The organism is Streptomyces sp. NBC_00076 (assembly GCF_045041235.1).
In the GTDB taxonomy this organism is placed as follows: domain Bacteria; phylum Actinomycetota; class Actinomycetes; order Streptomycetales; family Streptomycetaceae; genus Streptomyces.
The window spans coordinates 9,881,185-9,899,237 of record NZ_CP108242.1 but is presented as its reverse complement, the minus strand read 5'-3'; the positions used below and the strand labels follow the sequence as shown (position 1 = coordinate 9,899,237).

Here is an 18,053-nt window from a genome sequence, read left to right as displayed (position 1 = left end):
GTCCGAGGCTCCGGTGAACCACCGTCGGCCCGCTGTTGCGCAGGTCAGCCACGCTTGTCACAGTGTCCGGGCGGGCAGGGAGGCACCATGAGCGAGTATGTCGAAAGGTCCGGGACGTCCGAAGCCGGCGGCCCGGGCGGCGCCCCCACGGGCGGTGTGCTGACGATCGCCGACGTCCTGGCCCTCCCGGTGCTGGCCGCGGGGCGGCCGGAGGTCGTCACCGGCGGGGCTGGGCTCGACCGACCCGTCCGCTGGGTCCACATCACCGAACTGACGGACCCCGCCTCCTTCCTCAAGGGCGGCGAACTCGTCCTGACCACCGGCATGCCGCTGCCTCAGGACACGGCGGGCGTGCGCCGCTACGTCGACGAACTCGCCGACGTCGGCGCGGCGGCCCTGGTCATCGAACTCGTACGGCGCTACCACCGGCCGCCCGACGCGCTCATCCAGGCCTGCCGGACCCGTGGACTGCCGCTCGTCACCCTGGCCGAGGACGTCAACTTCCTGGAGGTCACCCAGGTCGTCCACACCCTCATCCTCGGTAACCAGACCGATGCCATGCGCCGGACCCAACGCGTCCACGAGGCGTTCACGGCCCTGACGTTGCGCGGCTCGGGCCCGGAGGAGGTGGTGCGGGCGGCGGCGGAGATGAGCGGCCGCACGGTCGTCCTGGAGAACCTGGTGCACCAGGCGCTGATCTGCGAGCCCTCCGGCAGCACCGTGGACGAGGCCCTGACCGGCTGGGAACAGCGCTCCAGGGCGACACCTCCCGGCGATCACACGCAGGTCAGCGGCCCCGAGAGCTGGCTCGTTGCGCCCGTGGCGTACCAGGGCGAACGCTGGGGACGGGTCGCCATGCTCCCGCCCCCGTCCGGCACCCCGGCCTCCGCTCCGGCGGCGTTCGTGCCCGAGGACGTCACCGTCCTGGAGCGTACGGCGATGGCCCTCACGATCGCCCGTCTCATCCACGCCACCCCGTGGGAGCGCACGGCACACCGCAGCGCGTTGCGCGATCTCGCCGAACAGCGCCACCACTCCCCCGAGGACGCCCATGCCCGGCTGGCCGCGCTGGGCCTGCCCACCGAGGGCGGCCTCTTCCTGGCCGTGCTGGCGGACGTCCGCGGCAAGGACGACGACAGCGGTCCGGAGGCCCGGCTGTCGCAGGAGCTCAGGACGACGGGTGTGCCGGCGCTCGTCGGCACACTGGCCCCCGGCCGGCTCGGCGTCCTGCTGGCCCTGCGGCCGTCCCAGCCGTGGCGGCCCGTCGTCGAGCGGCTGAGCCGTGTCGTCCTCGACCTGTGTCCCGAGGCTGTCGTGAGTGTCGGTCCGGAGGTCACCCTCCTCTCCGACGCCGCTCGTTCCTTCCGCGCGGCGGCCCGCGTCGCCGAGGCGGCCCTGCCCGGCGGACCGCTCCCCGAGGGCAGGACCTTCCACGAGCTGTCCGACATCGGCCTGCGCCACCTGCTGTACGCGCTGCGCGAGGACACCCGGATCCAGGACTACGCCGAGCGACAGCTCGGGCGCCTCATCGAGCACGACGCCCGGCACGGCACCGATCTGCTGTCGACCCTGCGCCACTATCTGGACGCGGCGGGCAACAAGACCACCACCGCCCGGCTCGGCGCCCTGTCCCGGGAGACCGTCTACCAACGCCTGCGCACCATCGAGCGGCTCCTCGAACGTGACCTGGAGTCCGGCGAACAGCGCACCGAACTGCATGTGGCGCTCACCGCGCTCGACGTTCTCCGGCTCGGCTGACGCACGGTGACACAAGGCGCGCCGACGACCCCGCGCACGGCCGGTGCTGAGCAGCAGCCAGGTGTGGTCCACCCGCACCGCCCGTCCGGGATCACTCGTCGTTGACCCAGCGCATGAGCCGTTGCAGCGGGTAGAAGCCGTCGTGCGAGAGGCCCGGGGGCATGCCGCCCGCCCCGCCGAGGGACACCACGCGCTGCACTCCGGCGCAGGCGAGGGCGTCGCGCAGGTCCGCCTTGCGGGAGTCGGGGTACACGCCGACCGTCTGGGTGGCGACCCCTGCGTGCCGCACGGCCTCGGACAGCTCGCCGACCGGAACGACGTCGACGATCTTTCCGTCGGGGTGGAAGTCGACGGGTTCGGGAGAGCGGATGACCAGGCCCCGGCCGTCGTAGCCGCCCCACACCCGGTACTCGGGGGCCATGGACTTCAGGACGTCGATCTCCTCGCGCAGTTCGGTCGCGACCTGAGGGCCGCCCGCCGAGCTGAACTCCCGGGCCACGCCGAGGCGTTCGCACAGGAGGGCGGCGTAGCGGTCGGCGTCCTCCCAGGATCCCTCGACGAACTGGAAGCGGCTGGCGACGCAGGCCTGTTGGTTGAAGAACGTGGCGTCGGCGGCGCCCGCTTCCGCGGCCCGGGCCAGCGTCTCGGGGGACGTGAAGGCCTCGCGGCCGATCAGGGAGATGGAGGTCTTGGGGTCGAAGGAGACGAGCTCGAACCCCGGGCCGACGTACCTCAGCGCCCCGCGGATGGTGCTCTCGCCGCCCCAGGCGACCAGCTTGTCGAAGAACTGCGGGCGGAACAGCACGCTCTCCACCGTCTCGTCGCCGCCCCGCCAGTACACCGCGGAGAACGAGCGCACCACGGGGTGCCCGGGGGCCACCGCGGCCATGGTGCGCAGGATCGCGGTGGCGGTGAACAGGTCGTTCGAGGGCAGCTTCAACAGGTTGACGCCCTTGGTGAGGGCTCCGCGCACGACGGACATCGCGGCGACACCGGGCGCGTTGCCGGCGATGATGTGCACCAGGCGCGGCGGGAAGGCGCGGGTGGCCGCGGTCCGGTTCCCGGGCAGCCGCACCTCGCGCCAGCCGTCGAGCACGTCCGCGCCACCGAGTTCGTGGTCGATCTGCGCGTACAGGCCGGGCCGCTGGAAGCTGCGCCACAGCACGGCGTAGGCGCGTTCGAGCACTTCCGCGGGCAGCGGACTGACCCGGACCATCCGCTCCAGTGCCTCGGCGAGCAGTCCCTCGCGGTCCGCCCTGAGCGCCTCGCCGGTCTCCACCAGCAGGTCGACGATCTCCGCCACGGGCACCTGGAACGCGGGCCCGGGTTCGGTGCGGGGCCACACGAGGTGGTCCAGGTCGAGGGCCGGCGCGGTGAAGGCGGCGCCGGGACGGCCGTGCGCGGTGTGGGAGTTGTGGTCGACCTCGCCGCGGACCACGTGGACGACGGGTACGGAACCTGCCGCGGTGGTGTCGAGCATGGTGCCGCTCATCAGTGGATCATCCCTCGCACGTAGGAGTCGAGTGTCGCCGCGCAGGTGACCTTGTCGTCGCCGCCGAGGTCGCCGTAGCGCCGGATGTCGGGCAGGACGACGGGTCCCGCTCTGCCGCAGTCGCACGGCGAGAAGTCGACGAAGACCCGGTCGCCGCTGATGAGTCCGCCCCAGCGGCCCTCCAGGGAGACGTCCAGGAAGGCGAACCGCCCCTCCACGACGCCGTGTTCCGCATTGAGCAGCGTCTCGCCCGGCTGGTCGAGCACGAGGGGGATCACCCACGGCGGCACGTGGTAGTTGCCCTTCTCGCAGGCGGGGCAGGAGCCCTGCATCTCGGTCATGCCGTAGCTGCGGACGCGCCGCACGCCGTCGTAGAAGGCGGCGAACTGCGCCTGGTAGTCGTCGGGCAGCGCCCGGCCCTTGTTGCCGCCGCCACTGAGCACCAGCGTGTCCGGGTGGAGGCTCCCGTCGGCCACACCCCGGGCCCGCAGCGCCTGGATCAGGGTGAACTGCTGGTTGTTCATCCCGGCGATCAGCAGCGGCTCGTCGCGGTGCGCGGCGATGTCGTCGACGATCCGGGCGACGGCCGCGCCCAGTTCCTCCTCGCGGGACTCGGAGGCGGACTCGAAGGAACTGATCTCCTGCGGGGTCGCGGTGCCCTCCGCCATCCGGCGGCGCAGCAGCGCGCTGCTCATCAGCTCGGACACCCTGAGCGGCTCCTCGGTGAGCAGCTGTGTCTCGCCGGGCCTGGCGAAGACGTCCGCGTGCCAGCGAAAGCCGTCGATGGACCGCATCGGACCGCTCGCCGGTGCGAGCAGATAGCCACGGCGGGTGGGCTTCGGCGGGAGCGGGTCGGGCCAGCAGGTGACGTGTTCCAGGATGTCGTGCAGGAAACTCAGGTCGCCGGCGTCGCAGTTGAGGAAGGAGACCTTTCCCGAGGTGCCGCTGGTGATGTACGGGCGGTGGCCGGCGGCGGTGACGCGTTCGGTCCACTCGTCGATGTCGTTCACGCCCTCGATGTCGACGTCCTTGGGTTCGACCGCCGACACGGTCGCGTACCAGCGCAGGAGCCGGTCCCAGCGGCCGCCGGTGATGAGGGAGAGCGGGTACGACTTGTAGCTGGTGTGCGAGAACAGCAGCGGCACGAGGTCCTCGAAACCGGTGATCTCGCGTACGTCGGTCTCCTCCGCCCGGGTGCGCAGCAGCGGGACGCGCTCGCGGTGGGCGGCGAAGGCCTCCCGCGCTGCTTCCAGCTGCAACTCCCGGGTGTCCTGGCCGGGTTGGCCGAACGGGTCGTCGGATGCGACCAGGGCCCGGAGCTGCTCGCGTGCGGTTGCCACAGAACCACCTCAATCAGTTAGGACGTCGCGTTCTTCGCGAGGTATGACGACTCGATCGCGGTCAGATCGGCGCGCAGCTCCGCCGGGGTGCCGGTCATGGTGACGCGGCCGCGGTGCAGGACGTACACCCGGTCCGCGATGTCCAGCACCTTGCGGACGTGCTGTTCGACCAGCAGCGCGCCGAGGCCCTGGTCCGCCGCCTCGCGCACCGCGCGCAGGAGCCGGTCGACCACGAGCGGGGCGAGGCCGAGCGACAGTTCGTCCGCGAGGAGCAGCTTGGGGGCGCGGCCCAACGCGCGCGCCAGGGACAGCATCTGCTGCTCGCCGCCCGACAGCATGCCCGCGCCGGTCCTGAGTCGTTTCTCGAGTTCGGGAAAGAGCCGCAGGGCCTGCCGGGCCGGCACCCGGCCGACCCGCAGGTTGTCCGCGGTGTCGAGGCGGGTGAAGACCGCCCGCTCCCCGACGTATGCCAGGCCCTGACGGGCGCGGCGGTGCAGCGGTGCGCGGCCGGTCCCGCCCAGCCAGCGCACCTCGCCTCCCATCGGGTTCAGGTCGCCCGCCAGCACCCGCAGGGTCGTGGTCTTGCCCGCGCCGTTGGGTCCGAGCAGGGCGACGACCTCGCCGGGGCGGACCTCGATGTCGAGGTCCCGTACGACGGGTTGACTGCCGTATCCGGCGGACAGGGCGCGTGCTTCGATCAGGGGGTGTCCGGTGTCGTCCACGGACGGGCTCCTTTGCTCGGGCTCCGGGTCGCTCTCGCGGCGGACGATCAGCCGGCGTGCGGCGCCGTCAGCAGCTTGCGCACGTCGACGAACGTCGACCCCGCCTTCGCCCACTCGATCTTTCCGCCGCGGATGGTCAGCTCGGTGGCGGTGGTGTTGTGGATGCGGTCCAGACCCTTGATCGGCAGGGCCGTCGACGGCTTCCAGGTCAGCGCCGGGGTCAGTCCGCCGGTGTCGATGCCCGACGTGGTGTCGAGCTCCTGCACCAGGGCCTTCGCCGAGATCGTGGACAGCTTCTGGGCGGCCTCGGTGAAGACCTTGAAGGCCACCCAGGTCGTGCCGTTGGCGCCGTTGGTGGTGTCGATGTCCTTGCCCTTGGCCGCCGCGACGAAGTCCTTCCAGGCGGGGTCGGAGATCGGCGGGTAGTAACCGGTGATCGCGGCGCCCTCCAGCGGACTGCTCGCGCCGCCGGTGCTCTCGGCGAGCTGCGGGGTGAGGTTGCCGACGACGCTGCCGAGCTTCGTCTTGGCGCCGGACTGCACGTACGACTTCACGAACAGGCCCGAGGCGGTGCCCATGATGACGCTCACGCAGTCGCTGCCCTTGGTGGCGGCGGCGACCTGCGGAGCGAGGTCGGAGGCGGTGAGCGGCACCTTGATGTCCTTGGGCGCCGGCGCCCCGGCGGAGACCGCGCCGAGGGTGAGGAACTGCGAGACGACGGCGGCTGCGGCCACGTCGTAGCGCACGCCGGAGATCTTCTTGCAGCCGCTCTGCACCAGCTGCCGGCCGTGGGCCGCGAACACCACCGGGGTGCCGCCGTTGACCGGGAAGGACAGCGGGTTGGAGAACTCCGCCGCCGAGACGCCGGTGCCGCCGATGTACGGGATGCCGGCCTTCTGCAGGATGGGCATGTAGCGGTCACCGGCGAGGCTGTACGACCCCACCACCGCGACCACCTTCTCCGCGACCGCCTGCTGGGCGCACTTCTCGGCCTCGTCGGGGTTGTTCTTCTCGTTGCAGGTGAGGACCTTCAGCGGGGCGCCCTTGATGCCGCCGTTGGCGTTGATCCACTTTTCGTACGCCTGGGCGGTGAGCCGGACCCCGGGCTGGGCGCTGCCCTGGGTGTCCTCCGGGGTCCAGACCATCACCTTGACCGGTGTGCCCTTCAGCGAGGAGGTCTCGGCCGAACTGCCGGACGCCTCTCCCCCGCACCCTGCGGCGAGCAGGACTCCGGTCACCGCGAGACAGCTCGCAGCCGTCGTTCTGCGTCGTCGTGAGTCGTTCATGGTTCCTCCGCGGGGCTCGTCGTCGAGATGGCGAACAGCATGGGGTGCGTTTTGCAGTTAGTGAAGTACTCTCGGCACAATTATTTAAATGAATGTGCTGTCTCGGCCCCGCACCGGGAGGTTCCCCGATGGACGACATCCTGCGTTTCGCGCTGCTCGGCCTGGGGCTGGGCGCGCTCTACGCGCTCACCGCCCACGGCATCGTGCTGGTCTACCGGGGCTCCGGCGTCCTGAACTTCGCGCACGGCGCGATCGGGATGGCCGGCGCCTACGTCCAGTGGGAGCTCGCCTCCCAGCACGATGTGCCGTACTGGCCCGCCACCGCGTGCGGTGTGCTCGCCTCCGCGGTGCTGGGCGTGCTCACCCATCTGCTGGTGCTCCGTCCGCTACGCAGGGCTTCCTCGCTGGCCCGGCTGGTCGGCACCCTGGCGGTGTTCATCGTGCTCACCGCGATCGCCGTCAAGCGCTACGGCGACAGCCTGCAACTGGTGCCGGGCAAGCTGCCCACCAAGCTGCTGACGGTCGCCGGGGCGACGGTCTCCGAGGACCGCGTCTGGCTGCTCGCCATCGCGCTCGCCATCACCGCGCTCCTCCATCTCCTGTACAAGCGCACCCTGTTCGGCCTGGGCACCACGGCGGTCGCGGAGAACGAGGGTGCCGCCGCCGCGCTCGGCTGGTCCCCGGATCTGATCGCCACCGGCAACTGGGCGCTGGGCTCGGCGCTGGCCGGGCTCACGGGCATCCTGATCGTGCCGGTGATCGGACTGTCGGTGACCGGCCTGACCACCCTGCTGCTGAGCGCGCTGGCCGCCGCCCTCGTCGGCAGGTTCTCGTCGTTCCCCGTCACGCTGGCGGGCGGACTGGTCATCGGGGTCGTGCAGTCCGAACTGACCCGCTTCGGCACCGACGTCACCGGGCTCGCCTCGTCGGTGCCCTTCCTGTTCATCGCCCTGGTGCTGGTCGCACGCGGCCGGGCGCTCCCGCTGCGCGGCATGTTCCTGGACCGGCTGCCCGGCCTGGGCACCGGAAGGGTTCGCCCCGTACCGCTGGCTCTCACGGTCGTGGTCGGGCTGGTACTGGTGAGCCTGTCGACACCGCTGTGGGCCGACGCGATCACCACCACCCTGGTGCTGTCGCTGATCATCCTGTCGATCATCGTGGTCACCGGTTACGCGGGGCAGGTGTCCCTCGCGGCGTACGCCCTCGCCGGGACCGGCGCCTTCATCGCGGGTCACACCGCGGCCGACTGGGGATGGCCCTTCGAACTCGCTCTGCTGGCAGGTGTGTTGGGAACCGTGCCGATCGGCCTGCTCTTCGCGCTCCCGGCGGTCCGCACCCGCGGCGTCAACCTCGCGATCATCACGCTCGGCCTCGGCACCACGCTGGAGGCGATGGTCTTCCAGAACACCGACCTGTCCACGACCACCGGCAGCGACGGCATCGCCGTGGGCAAGCAGACCCTCTTCGGGATCAGCGTCTCCGGAGTCGACCATCCGCAGCGGTACGCCTCCGTGGTGCTCGTGCTGTTCGTCGCCGCCGTGCTCGTCGTCGCCAACGTGCGGCGCAGCCGAACGGGCCGCCGTCTCGTCGCCGTACGGGCGAACGAGCGGGCCGCCGCCGCCCTCGGCATCGACGTCCGCGCGGCCAAGCTCTACGCCTTCGGCCTGTCCGCGGCCATCGCCGCGCTCGCCGGGGTGCTCACCGGTTTCCGTTCGACCTCGGTGGTCTTCTCCGACTTCGCCAGCTTCAACTCCATCACCGCGCTCGGGCTCGCGGTCATCGGCGGCGTCGGCTTCCTCGTCGGACCGCTGTTCGGCGCGACCTTCGCCGCCGGCACGGTCGGTGCCCGGTTCGGGGACCTGGTGCTGCCCGGGCTGAGCGAGTGGATGCCGCTGATCGGCGGGGTCATCCTGGTCCTGACGCTGGTGGGCAACCAGGACGGCATCGCGAAGGAACTCGGCGGCCGGGCCGCGGACATCCGACACCGGGTGGCCTCGAAGCGCGGCGCGCCCGCGCGGAAGGCCGAAGAGGCGACCGCGGCCGTGCGGAAGGCCGTACCGGAGGCCACGCCGGGCGAGCAGCGGGAAGCGGCCGGAGTGGATGTGCCGCGCGCCGCGCCGCTCCCGCTCCAGGTGCGTGATCTCACCGTGCGCTACGGCGGTGTCGTCGCCGTCGACGGGCTCTCGCTGGACGTCGAACCGGGCCGGGTGGTCGGGCTGATCGGCCCCAACGGCGCCGGCAAGACCTCCGCCATCGACGCCGTCACCGGATTCACCCGGTCCGCGTCCGGCGTCGTGCGTCTGGGCGACCGGGACGTGACCCGGCTGCCCGTGCACCGGCGGGCCGCGGCCGGGCTCAGCCGGTCCTTCCAGTCGCTGGAGCTGTTCGAGGACATGACCGTCCTGGACAACCTGTACGCGGCCTGCGACCGTCCCGGCCGTTGGGCGTACCTCACGGACCTGGTCCGTCCCGGCAGTCGCCCGCTGCCCGCCCATGTGCTGGTCGCGGTACGGGAGTTCGGGCTGGAGGACAGTCTGGACCGACCCGTGGGCGACCTGTCCTACGGCGAGCGGCGGCTGCTGGCCATCGCCCGGGCGATGGCGGCCTCGCCGTCCGTGCTGCTCCTCGACGAACCCGCGGCGGGACTGTCGGACGACGAGACGCGGGAGCTGGCCCACCTCGTCCGGCGGCTGGCCGAGGACTGGGGCATGGGGGTGCTGCTCGTCGAGCACGACGTCGACATGGTCATGAGCGTCTGCGACCAGGTCGTCGTACTGGACTTCGGACACCGGATCTGCGCCGGCACGCCCGAGGAGGTGCGCCTCGATCCCGCGGTGCGGGCGGCCTACCTGGGCGACCTGGAGCCGGAGACGCTGGCCTGACCGGCCGCGCACGGGGACAGCAGAAAGCCGGAGGCGCCGTACTGAAGCGCCTCCGGCTTTCTGCGACACCAGCCGCGTCACGCGTCCCGCAGGTCCGCGACGTACGGCTGGTGGGAGAGCAGCCCGCCGTCCACGCGCAGGGTGTGCCCGGTGACGAAGGCCGCCTCGTCGGACGCGAGGAAGACGACCGCCGACGCGACGTCCTCCGGGCGCCCCAGGCGCGGGGTGAGGTGGTGGCGCAGCATCGCCTCCCGGATCGCCCCGTGCGCCGAACCGGAACTGGCCGGCGTGACGATGAACCCTGGCGCGATGGCGTTGCAGCGCACGCCCTGCTTGCCGTACTGGGTGGCGACGTACTGTGTGAGGTTGATGAGGGCCGCCTTGGACGCCCCGTATGCGGGATTGCGCAGGTCGCCGGAGAGGCCGGCGCCGGACGAGGTGTTGATGATGGAGCCGCCGCCGCGCGCGACCATGTGCGGGACCGCGGCCTGGATGGCGACCATGGTCCCGCGCAGGTTGATCCGCATCGTGTCGTCCCACACCGCCGGATCCGCGTCGACGACGGCGAGGTCCTGGCGGGCGGCCAGGTGGGTGGCCGCCGCGTTGTTGTGCAGGACGTCGAGGCCGCCGTACGTCTCGACCGCCGCGGCCACCATGGCCCGTACGCTCTCCACGTCGCCGAGATCGACGGCGACCGCCGTCGCGGAGCCCCCGGCGGCGCGGATCTCCTCCGTCACCGCCTTGGCGCCGTCGAGGTTGAGGTCCGCGACCACCGTGTGGGCGCCCTCGACCGCCAGACGGCGGGCGGTGGCCGCGCCGATGCCGGACGCGGCCCCGGTGACGACGGCTATCTTGTCTTCGAGTCGCGCCATGGCCGAACCGCCTTTTCTACTCGGTGAGTTGACTGCCTACGACCGACACGAACGAGACGCACTCGCCCGGTCCGCCGCCGAGGTTGTGGGTGAGGGCGAGCGAGCGTCCTTCGGCCACCGACTGCACGGTCCGCTCGGCCGGTGCCTCGCCCCGCAGTTGCAGCCACGCCTCGAACATCATCCGCAGGCCCGAGGCGCCGATGGGGTGGCCGAAGGCCTTCAGGCCGCCGTCCGGATTGACCGGCAGCGAGCCGTCCAGGTCGAACGCCCCGCTGGTGACGTCCTTCCAGCCCTGGCCGCGCTCGGAGAAGCCCAGGTCCTCCATCAGCACCAACTCGGTGGGCGTGAAGCAGTCGTGGACCTCGGCCAGCGCCAGCTCGGTACGTGGGTCGGTGATGCCCGCCTGGCGGTAGGCCTCCTGCGCGGAGGCGACGACCTCCGGGAAGGTCGTGAAGTCGTACTCCGGGTCGAGGAGCCCGTCCGCCGGGCCGGCGACGAAGGACAGCGCCTTCACGAAGATCGGCTTGTCGGTGTACCGGTAGGCGTCCTCGGCGCGGACGACGATCGCCGCCGCCGAGCCGTCGGACACGCCCGAGCAGTCGAAGACGCCGAGCATGCCCGCGACGATCGGGGCCGCCTTGATGCGCTCGGTCGGGACCTCCTTGCGGAACTGGGCGCGGGGGTTGCGGGCCCCGTTGAAGTGGTTCTTCCAGGCGATCCGGGTGATGACGTCCTTCATCTCCTCGTCCGCCAGGCCGTACTTGGCGGCGTAGGCGGGGGCGAGGAGGGAGAAGTTGGCCGGGGCGGTGATCTCCCCGCGGCTGTCGTCGCCCGCGCCCGGGATGACGGTGCCCGACAGCCCGGACATGCCGGAGTCCTTGAGCTTCTCCACGCCGACGGCCATCGCCACGTCGTACGCCCCTGAGGCGACGGCGTAGCAGGCGTTGCGCAGTGCCTCGGAGCCGGTCGCGCACATGTTCTCTACGCGGGTGACCGGCTTGTTGGGCAGGTGGAGCGCCCGGCTCAGGGTCAGTCCGGACACGCCGGAGGCCTGGGTGCCGAACCAGTACGCGTCGATGTCGTCGAGGGTGATGCCGGCCGAGGTGACCGCCTCGCCGACGGCGTCGATCAGCAGGTCGTCCGCCGAGCGGGTCCAGTGCTCGCCGAAGGGCGTGCAGCCCATGCCGACGATCGCGACCCGGTCCCGTATTCCGTGCGAGCCCATCAGTGTGTCCCCTCGGTCTCGTCGGTCTCTCCCGCGCGTACCGGCCGGGCCTTCCAGAAGTAGTTGTGCACGCCGGACGCGGTGACGGTGCGACGGAAGGTCATCTCCACCCGGGCGCCGATGACGGCGTCGGCCTCGGTGGCGTCGGTCAGCTGGCAGCGGAACCGGCCGCCGCCGTCGTAGTCGACGACCACGACGAGCATGGGCGGGCTCGGGGTGTGGGCCAGCCGGTCGACGGTGAACGTGGCGACCGTGCCGCGCACGTGCTCCATCGGCTCGTCGGTCATGGCGTCGACGCTCCGGCAGGAGGTGCACACCCGGTCCGGCGGGAGATGCCGGGTGCCGCACTTCTCGCAACGGGAGGCGACGAAGCCGTACTTCCAGGCGGTGCGGCGGTGGGCGGGCGGGGCATAGGGCGGCTCGGGGTCCGGCCTGCGAGGTGGTTCGCGGTCGAGGAGGCCGCGCCAGGTCAGGTAGGTGGCGTACGGCATCGGGGCGCTGCCCTGCGCGATCTGGGCGGAGACCGGGCAGGCCGCGCGGTGGGCCGGGAGGGCGTCGGTGGTGCGCAGCAGGAGGACTCCGGCGCCGTCGCCGAGTACGACGAGGGCGATGGTCTCGCCGGGCCGGGCCCGGTCGAGGACGTCGGCGAGGAGCAGCCCGGCCTGGGCGGTGCCGGCGTTGCCGATCGCTCCGGCCAGGTCCGGAGTCACTGCCTCGGGGCGGACACCGGCTGTGCGCCGGACCGCCGCGCACGCGCGGGCGTGCAGGCCCGCGACCGCGAAGTGGTCGATCGAGCCGATGTCGACGGCCGCGTGGTCGAGGGCCGCGGTGAGCGCCTTGTCCGCGAGAGACACGTAGATCTCCTCGGCGAAGCGCTCCTCCCAGACCCGGGAGGAGGCGGCGCCGGGCAGGCGCCAGCGTTCGAGGATCTCGTCGCTGACCGTGTCGTGGGCGAGCAGCTCCGCGATGACGGGGGCGCCGTTGCGGTGTCCGCCGAAGACGAACGCCGCCGCCCCGTCGCCGCCCGCGATCTCGTCGCTGCCGCCAGGCAGGCCGGTGCGCAGGTCGGACAGGACCGTCAGGGTCGGGATCGGGGAGCGGGCGGCGGTCAGCAGCGCGCCGAGACCCGAGCGGACCGAACCGGCCATGTCGGCGGCGAGCACGTGCTCGTCCAGGCCGAGCGCGGCGTGCACGGCGGTCGCGTTCGTCTTGTCGAGGTAGGCGGGGGCGGCGGTGGCGAGGAAGAGCTGGCCGATGCGGCCGCGCAGGCCGTCACGGGCCAGGGCGCCGCGGGCCGCCTCCACCGCCATGGACGTGGTGTCCTCGTCGTAGCCCGCGACCGCGCGGGTCCCCTTGCCGCCCCGCGCGCCCAGGACGGCGGCGACGTCGGCCCGCGCGAGCCGGTGGTACGGCACGTAGGCGCCGTATGCGATCAGTCCGGCCATGTCAGCGACCTCCATTGGCGTTGGTTGCGTCCGTCGGCCGCTCGAAGACGGCGGCCAGTCCCTGGCCGCCGCCGAGGCACATGGTCTCCAGGCCGTAGCGGGCCTGGCGGCGGTCGAGTTCGCGCAGCAGGGTGGCGAGGATGCGGCCGCCGGTGGCGCCGACGGGGTGGCCCAGCGAGATGCCGGAGCCGTTGACGTTGAACCGTTCGAAGTCGGTCTCGGTCAGGTCCCATGCGCGGGTGCAGGCGAGCACCTGGGCGGCGAAGGCCTCGTTGAGTTCGATCAGGTCGATGTCGGCGAGCTTCAGGCCCGCCCGTTCCAGGGCCCTGGCGGTGGCGGGCACCGGGCCGATGCCCATCGTCTCGGGCGGCACGCCGACGACGGCCCAGGAGACCAGACGGGCCAGCGGGCGCAGGCCGAGTTCGGCGGCGCGCTCGGGGTGGGTGACGACGCACAGGGCGGCGCCGTCGTTCTGGCCGCTGGCGTTGCCTGCCGTGACGGTCGCCTCCGGGTCCTGCCGGCCAAGGACGGGACGGAGCTTGGCGAGCTTGTCCAACGAGGAGTCGGGGCGCGGGTGTTCGTCGGTGTCGACGACCGTCTCGCCCTTCCGGCCGCGTACGGTGACGGGCACGATCTCGTCGGTGAAGCGGCCCTCCCGCTGGGCCGCGACGGCCTTCTCGTGGGAGCCCAGGGCGAGTTCGTCCTGTTCCTCGCGGGGGATGGCGTACTCGCGTCGCAGGTTCTCGGCGGTCTCCAACATGCCACCCGCGACGGGGTGGTTGACGCCGCCGGAGGTGACCCGGCCGCGGGCCAGCCGGTCGTGCAGCGTGGTGCCCGCGCCCCGCACGCCCCAGCGCACGTCGGTGGTGTAGAACTCGGCCTGGCTCATGGACTCGACACCACCGGCCAGCACGAGGTCGCTCGCGCCGGTCTGCACCTGCATCGCCGCGGTGATGATCGCCTGGAGCCCCGAGCCGCAGCGGCGGTCGATCTGCAGTCCCGGCACCTCCACGGGCAGGCCCGCGTCCAGGGCGGCGACCCGGCCGATGGCGGGTGCCTCGCCGTTGGGGTAGCACTGGCCCAGCAGGACGTCGTCCACGGCGGCGGGCGGTATGCCGGTGCGTTCCAGCACGGCTCGTATGACCGTGGCCGCGAGTTCGGCCGCCGTCACGTCGCGGAAGACACCGCCGTAGCCGCCGACGGGGGTACGCAGGGGTTCGCAGATCACCGCGTCACGCAGGGGGGCGGGCATCGGCTGGGCCTTTCGTCGGTCGTGTGGGTGTGGGACGTACGGGGGTGAGGTCGGTACGGGGATGAGGCGGCGCTCACATGTACCGGCCGCCGGTCACCTCGAGGACGGCTCCGGTGACGTAGCTCGCCATGTCGGAGGCGAGGAACAGGACGGTCTGGGCGACCTCGGCGGGTTCACCGGCGCGGCCCAGGGGGATCTCGGCGAGCTTGGCGTCCCAGGCGGCCGGGGGCATCGCCTCGGTCATCGCGGTGCGGATCAGCCCGGGCTGCACGGCGTTGACGCGGATGCCCGCTTTCGCGAGCTCCTTGGCGGACGCCTTGGTGAGGCCGACGAGGCCGGCCTTGGCGGCGCTGTAGTTCGTCTGACCGAAGTTGCCGACCTTGCCCGCGATGGAGGAGATGTTGACGATGCTGCCGCCCTGACCGTGCGCGCGCATCGCCTCGGCGGCGAACCGGGTGCCGTTCCAGGCGCCGGTCAGGTGGACGTCGACGACGGCGCGGAAGTCGGCGAGAGCCATCTTGCGCAGCGTCGCGTCCCGGGTGATGCCGGCGTTGTTGACCATCACGCCGACCGGTCCGAAGATGTCGGTGCAGTGGGCGACGAGGGCGGCGACGTCGTCCTCGTCGGTGACGTCACAGCGCAGCGAGCCGGCGGCCACGCCGTCCTTCGCCAGGCGTTCGGCGGCCTGCGCCGCGCTGCCCTCGTTGATGTCACCGAGGACCACGCGGGCACCCTCGGCGCCGAGGACACCGGCGATCTCGAAGCCGATGCCCTGTGCGCCGCCGGTGATCACCGCGTTCCGGCCGTCCAGCAGTCCCATCTCAGCCCGCCCCAGACTCGACGCTATTCCTCATAAATAGATAACCTATTATGCTGAAACAATCAATACAGCGATCGGCTGGGCGAGCGGGGCCGGGACGGGCCGCCCCGCCCGGGCCGGACGAGCCGCTCGCGCGGGGCCGGACGAGGAGACAACGCAGGTGGACATCAGCTATCCCGCGGAGACCGAGACGTTCCGCACCGAGGTCAGGGCGTTCCTCGCCGAGACGCTGCCGCCGGACTGGAAGGGCATCGGCGCCCTCGACGAGGAAGCGGCCTGGGCCTTCGCCCGCGACTGGCGCCTCCGGCTCGCCGAGCGCGGCTTCCTCTCGCTCACCTGGCCCGAGCGCTACGGCGGCCGCGGCCTGTCCAAGCTGCACCAGGTCGTCCTGATGGAGGAGCTCGCCCTGGCGGGAGTGCCGTTCGGGCTGCCGCAGGACACCTTCGGCGTGAAGATGCTGGCGAACACGCTGCTGCGCTGGGGCACGGAGGAGCAGAAGAGCCACTTCCTGCCCCGCATCCTCAGCGGCGAGGACACCTGGTGCCAGGGGTACTCGGAGCCGGACGCGGGTTCGGACCTGGCCTCCCTGAAGACGCGCGCGGTACCGGACGGCGAGGAGTGGGTGATCGACGGCCAGAAGGTGTGGACCTCCGGCGCCCACCACTGCGACTGGATCTTCGTCCTGGCCCGCACGAACCGGGAGGCGTCCAAGCACCGCGGCATCTCCTTCCTCCTCGTCCCGCTCGACCAGCCCGGCGTCGAGGTGCGGCCGTTTCGCATGATGAGCGGGCAGCTGCACTTCAACGAGGTCTTCTTCAACGGGGCCCGCACCCGCGCCGATCTCGTCGTCGGCGGCGTCGACAACGGCTGGACGGTCGCCCAGAGCCTGCTGGGCGTGGAGCGCGGGGAGGAGGCGGCGACCAACCCGATCCTCTTCAAGGCGGAGGTCGAACGTCTCGTCGAGCTGGCGCGTCTGCACGGCAAGGACCAGGACCCCGTCGTCCGGCAGCGGATCGCGTGGTGCTGGTCCAAGGTCGAGATCATGCGCTACCTCGGGTACCGGATCCTCACCGGCTGGCTGAAGGGCGCCGAGCCCGGCCCCGAGACGTCGATCGCCAAGCTGTACTGGAGCGAGTACCACACCGAGGTCACCGACCTGGCGATGGACATCATGGGCCTGCACGGCCAGGTGCCGGTGGGCCGCCCACCCCTGCGCACCTACCGCACCGACGACCCCGGCGCCGCGAACTCCTCGGCGTCCTGGTCGACGACGTACCTGATCGCCCGCTCCGGCACGATCTACGCGGGGACGTCCCAGGTGCAGCGGAACATCCTCGCCGAGAAGGTGCTGGGGCTGCCACGGGAGCCGAGGGCTACGGGAAGTTAGGGCCCGCGCGTCCCTCGCGAGGCAGGTCGAAGGGGTATGCCCGTTGGGTGCCCGGCCCGGGTGGGTCTATCGTCGGAATCGTGGGCCAGAGCGATGGAGGGCGTCCCGTGATGCCGCAGGACGAGGCCGTGATCGGCTGTACGGGGAAGGTGCTCGTCGGAACCCGCGGATCCGCGGGCCCCGGCGAGATCCTGGTGCGGGTCAGAGGCGGCTCGGAGACCTTTCTCGCCTGGTCGGAGGATCCACTGCCCACGGGGGCGACGGTGCTCGTGATCGAGTCACGTGGATGTCGAGAGGTCGGCGTCATCGAGTGGGTGGATCCATTGGACGCGCTCGGCGACACCGCCGACGCCGACTGAGGAGTCGAAAGAGACATGTTCGGATACCGCGTTCCCGCTCCCGACGAGGCGATGCTGATCTCGGGGGGCAGGCGGGGACTGGGGGGCGCGCCGTTCCGAGTGGTGACGGGGCACGGCAAGTTCGTGCTCCCGATCTTCCGCAAGACCCGTTTCCTCACCCTGTCGATGTGCGAGTCCGAGGTCACCGAGACCTGTGTGACCCGGCAGGGCATCGCGCTGCACGTCCGTGCCGTCATCGCCTTCAAGGTCGGCAACGACCACGAGAGCATCATCAACGCGGGCCAGCGCTTCCTCTCCGACCAGGACCAGATGTCGGTGCTGACCGGACGTATCTTCGCCGGCCACCTGCGGGCGATCATCGGCTCCATGACGGTCGAGGAGATCGTCACCGAGCGGCAGAAGCTCGCCGCGGAGGTGCTGGACACCTCGAAGACGGAGATGGCGAAGATCGGTCTGATCGTGGACTCGCTGCAGATCCAGTCGATCGACGACGGCGACACCGGCTACATCGACGCCATGTCGGCGCCGCACAAGGCGGCCATCCAGCGACAGGCCCAGATCGCCCAGGCGCAGGCCACCCAGGCCTCGGCCGAGGCGGAGCAGGCGGCGGCCCGCAACCAGGCCGAGTACGCCCGGCAGACCTCCATCGTCAAGGCCGAGTACTCGGCCGAGGTGGACCGCGCACAGGCGAAGGCCGCACAGGCCGGGCCACTTGCTCAGGCGCATGCCCAGCAGGAGGTGCTCGACGCCCAGACGGACCTGGCCCTGCGCCAGGCCAAGCTCCGCCAGCAGCAGCTGGTGGCCGAGATCGTGAAGCCCGCCGAGGCCGAGGCCGAGCGGATCAGGGTGCTCGCCGCCGCCGAGGCGCAACGGATGAAGATCCAGGCGGAGGCCGCGGCCTCCTACGACCGGGTCGCCCTCGACCGGATGCTGATCGACCAGCTTCCGCAGATCGTGAAGGAGGCCGCCGGCGGCCTCGCCGGTGCCAACGTCAACGTCCTCAACGGCGCGGACGGCCTCGGCGAGATCGCCGCGGGCCTGGTGTCCCAGGGCCTGACCATCCTCGACTCGGTCCGGCAGAACCTGAACGGCCCGGACTCCCCCGACGGCCGCCGCGAGGAGGGCGACGCGGGCGGCCTGATTCAGCTCCACTCGGGCAAGGACAAGAAGGCGGACGACGGGCCGGTGGACGTCGACTAGTAGGACTCCGTTA

13 protein-coding genes and 1 pseudogene are annotated in these 18,053 nt (G+C 71.7%); 5 read left to right on the top strand and 9 right to left on the bottom strand.

Going from position 1 to position 18,053, the window contains the following annotated elements; genetic code table 11:
- The first annotated feature begins 87 nt into the window (after positions 1 to 87).
- Positions 88 to 1,758 carry a PucR family transcriptional regulator gene (locus tag OHA64_RS44160; protein WP_405622851.1) on the top strand — a complete coding sequence of 557 codons (1,671 nt, stop codon included), beginning with the start codon at positions 88 to 90 and terminating at the stop codon, positions 1,756 to 1,758.
- Between the two features lie 91 nt (positions 1,759 to 1,849).
- Here OHA64_RS44160 and OHA64_RS44155 read toward each other — a convergent pair whose 3' ends face one another.
- The 4 genes and pseudogenes from OHA64_RS44155 to OHA64_RS44140 all read right to left on the bottom strand — a co-directional run bounded on the left by OHA64_RS44155 (position 1,850) and on the right by OHA64_RS44140 (position 6,598).
- Positions 1,850 to 3,250: an acyl-CoA reductase gene (locus tag OHA64_RS44155; protein ID WP_405622850.1), complete on the bottom strand. Its 1,401-nt coding sequence runs from the start codon at positions 3,248 to 3,250 to the stop codon at positions 1,850 to 1,852.
- Positions 3,250 to 4,590, bottom strand: a complete 1,341-nt coding sequence (locus tag OHA64_RS44150) for a hypothetical protein (protein WP_405622849.1) — start codon at positions 4,588 to 4,590, stop codon at positions 3,250 to 3,252. The genes OHA64_RS44155 and OHA64_RS44150 overlap by 1 nt, the downstream gene beginning before the upstream one ends.
- 17 nt (positions 4,591 to 4,607) lie before the next feature.
- Positions 4,608 to 5,228, bottom strand: a pseudogene (locus OHA64_RS44145) (ABC transporter ATP-binding protein); the annotation flags it as partial.
- Positions 5,229 to 5,359: 131 nt separating this feature from the next.
- Complete coding sequence (locus OHA64_RS44140; RefSeq protein ID WP_405622848.1) at positions 5,360 to 6,598, bottom strand: ABC transporter substrate-binding protein; 1,239 nt, start codon at positions 6,596 to 6,598, stop codon at positions 5,360 to 5,362.
- Between the two features lie 128 nt (positions 6,599 to 6,726).
- Between OHA64_RS44140 and OHA64_RS44135 the strand changes: the two genes are divergently transcribed.
- Positions 6,727 to 9,480: an ABC transporter permease subunit gene (locus OHA64_RS44135; protein WP_405622847.1), complete on the top strand. Its 2,754-nt coding sequence runs from the start codon at positions 6,727 to 6,729 to the stop codon at positions 9,478 to 9,480.
- A 77-nt stretch (positions 9,481 to 9,557) separates the two neighbouring features.
- Here OHA64_RS44135 and OHA64_RS44130 read toward each other — a convergent pair whose 3' ends face one another.
- From OHA64_RS44130 to fabG, 5 genes are all read right to left on the bottom strand, one after another.
- On the bottom strand, positions 9,558 to 10,352 hold the full coding sequence (locus OHA64_RS44130; protein WP_405622846.1) for an SDR family NAD(P)-dependent oxidoreductase: 795 nt from the start codon (positions 10,350 to 10,352) through the stop codon (positions 9,558 to 9,560).
- A gap of 16 nt (positions 10,353 to 10,368) precedes the next feature.
- On the bottom strand, positions 10,369 to 11,577 hold the full coding sequence (locus tag OHA64_RS44125) for an acetyl-CoA acetyltransferase (RefSeq protein ID WP_405622845.1): 1,209 nt from the start codon (positions 11,575 to 11,577) through the stop codon (positions 10,369 to 10,371).
- Positions 11,577 to 13,022 carry an OB-fold domain-containing protein gene (locus OHA64_RS44120; protein ID WP_405622844.1) on the bottom strand — a complete coding sequence of 482 codons (1,446 nt, stop codon included), beginning with the start codon at positions 13,020 to 13,022 and terminating at the stop codon, positions 11,577 to 11,579. Before OHA64_RS44120 ends, OHA64_RS44125 begins: the two co-directional genes overlap by 1 nt.
- A 1-nt stretch (position 13,023) precedes the next feature.
- Entirely contained in the window at positions 13,024 to 14,274 is a 1,251-nt protein-coding gene (locus OHA64_RS44115) for an acetyl-CoA C-acetyltransferase (protein ID WP_405622843.1), read from the bottom strand.
- A gap of 73 nt (positions 14,275 to 14,347) precedes the next feature.
- A complete protein-coding gene (fabG, locus tag OHA64_RS44110; RefSeq protein WP_405622842.1) occupies positions 14,348 to 15,094 on the bottom strand; it encodes a 3-oxoacyl-ACP reductase FabG in 747 nt (248 codons plus the stop codon).
- A gap of 160 nt (positions 15,095 to 15,254) precedes the next feature.
- Between fabG and OHA64_RS44105 the strand changes: the two genes are divergently transcribed.
- The 3 genes from OHA64_RS44105 to OHA64_RS44095 all read left to right on the top strand — a co-directional run bounded on the left by OHA64_RS44105 (position 15,255) and on the right by OHA64_RS44095 (position 18,040).
- A complete protein-coding gene (locus OHA64_RS44105; protein WP_405622841.1) occupies positions 15,255 to 16,481 on the top strand; it encodes an acyl-CoA dehydrogenase family protein in 1,227 nt (408 codons plus the stop codon).
- 110 nt (positions 16,482 to 16,591) lie between these two features.
- Positions 16,592 to 16,840: a hypothetical protein gene (locus tag OHA64_RS44100; RefSeq protein ID WP_405624366.1), complete on the top strand. Its 249-nt coding sequence runs from the start codon at positions 16,592 to 16,594 to the stop codon at positions 16,838 to 16,840.
- 15 nt (positions 16,841 to 16,855) lie between these two features.
- Positions 16,856 to 18,040: a flotillin family protein gene (locus tag OHA64_RS44095; protein WP_405622840.1), complete on the top strand. Its 1,185-nt coding sequence runs from the start codon at positions 16,856 to 16,858 to the stop codon at positions 18,038 to 18,040.
- Positions 18,041 to 18,053: the final 13 nt, after the last annotated feature.

What these genes read in the sequence shown, in the direction of transcription:
- fabG (WP_405622842.1), bottom strand. Translation starts at nt 15,094, where the DNA reads ATGGGACTGCTGGACGGCCGGAACGCGGTGATCACCGGCGGCGCACAG.
- OHA64_RS44155 (WP_405622850.1), bottom strand. Translation starts at nt 3,250, where the DNA reads ATGAGCGGCACCATGCTCGACACCACCGCGGCAGGTTCCGTACCCGTC.
- OHA64_RS44140 (WP_405622848.1), bottom strand. Translation starts at nt 6,598, where the DNA reads ATGAACGACTCACGACGACGCAGAACGACGGCTGCGAGCTGTCTCGCG.
- OHA64_RS44125 (WP_405622845.1), bottom strand. Translation starts at nt 11,577, where the DNA reads ATGGGCTCGCACGGAATACGGGACCGGGTCGCGATCGTCGGCATGGGC.
- OHA64_RS44100 (WP_405624366.1), top strand. Translation starts at nt 16,592, where the DNA reads ATGCCGCAGGACGAGGCCGTGATCGGCTGTACGGGGAAGGTGCTCGTC.
- OHA64_RS44120 (WP_405622844.1), bottom strand. Translation starts at nt 13,022, where the DNA reads ATGGCCGGACTGATCGCATACGGCGCCTACGTGCCGTACCACCGGCTC.
- OHA64_RS44115 (WP_405622843.1), bottom strand. Translation starts at nt 14,274, where the DNA reads ATGCCCGCCCCCCTGCGTGACGCGGTGATCTGCGAACCCCTGCGTACC.
- OHA64_RS44135 (WP_405622847.1), top strand. Translation starts at nt 6,727, where the DNA reads ATGGACGACATCCTGCGTTTCGCGCTGCTCGGCCTGGGGCTGGGCGCG.
- OHA64_RS44130 (WP_405622846.1), bottom strand. Translation starts at nt 10,352, where the DNA reads ATGGCGCGACTCGAAGACAAGATAGCCGTCGTCACCGGGGCCGCGTCC.
- OHA64_RS44160 (WP_405622851.1), top strand. Translation starts at nt 88, where the DNA reads ATGAGCGAGTATGTCGAAAGGTCCGGGACGTCCGAAGCCGGCGGCCCG.
- OHA64_RS44095 (WP_405622840.1), top strand. Translation starts at nt 16,856, where the DNA reads ATGTTCGGATACCGCGTTCCCGCTCCCGACGAGGCGATGCTGATCTCG.